Origin of the sequence: Pseudoxanthomonas gei (assembly GCF_010119615.1) — a bacterium.
Classification (GTDB): domain Bacteria; phylum Pseudomonadota; class Gammaproteobacteria; order Xanthomonadales; family Xanthomonadaceae; genus Pseudoxanthomonas_A; species Pseudoxanthomonas_A gei.
The window spans coordinates 1-683 of record NZ_QOVG01000022.1 but is presented as its reverse complement, the minus strand read 5'-3'; the positions used below and the strand labels follow the sequence as shown (position 1 = coordinate 683).

Annotated in this window: 1 protein-coding gene; it reads left to right on the top strand. The window is 51.5% G+C overall.

The annotated features are described in order from the left end of the window. Window positions 1–40: 40 nt before the first annotated feature. On the top strand, window positions 41–683 hold a 643-nt coding region (locus DT603_RS15785), incomplete at its 3' end, for a hypothetical protein (protein ID WP_425500994.1).

The following is a 683-nucleotide window of genomic DNA, read 5'->3' as shown; positions in this document are numbered from 1 at the left end:
CCATAGAGTAAAGGTGTTACTCGCAGATTAAGCGTATAGTATGAAAGTAGAATTAGCCGTAGAGCCGCTTGGATCGTGGATTGAGACCAACGGCAAGCCTTTGATCATCGCTGGCCCATGCAGCGCCGAGACGGAAGATCAGTTAGTTGAGACTGCCCGCCAGTTAAAAGAACTGGATGCGGTACATGTCATTCGGGCTGGCGTTTGGAAGCCCCGTACCCGCCCAGGTAGCTTTGAAGGCATGGGAGAAGCCGCCCTGCCCTGGATTCAGCGGGCAAAAGCAGAAACGGGTTTGCCGTTTGCCGTTGAAGTAGCTACACCTGAACACATTGAACTGGCCCTGAAATATGGCGTCGATATTCTGTGGATAGGTGCACGCACAACCGTGAATCCATTCAACGTGCAAGAAATTGCCGATGCTCTACGGGGAGTTGACGTACCCGTTTTGATTAAAAACCCAGTCAACCCAGATTTAGCATTATGGGTGGGTGCTTTCGAACGGATTGCGGGTGCAGGTATTAATAAACTGGGTGCCATTCACCGTGGATTTGCCACGGGCGAAGCAACCAAGTACCGTAACGTACCGATGTGGCAGATGGCCATTGAGCTGAAATCTATTTTCCCTCAATTGCCAATCATTGGCGACCCCAGCCACATGGCCGGAAAACGGGCTTACCTCAACG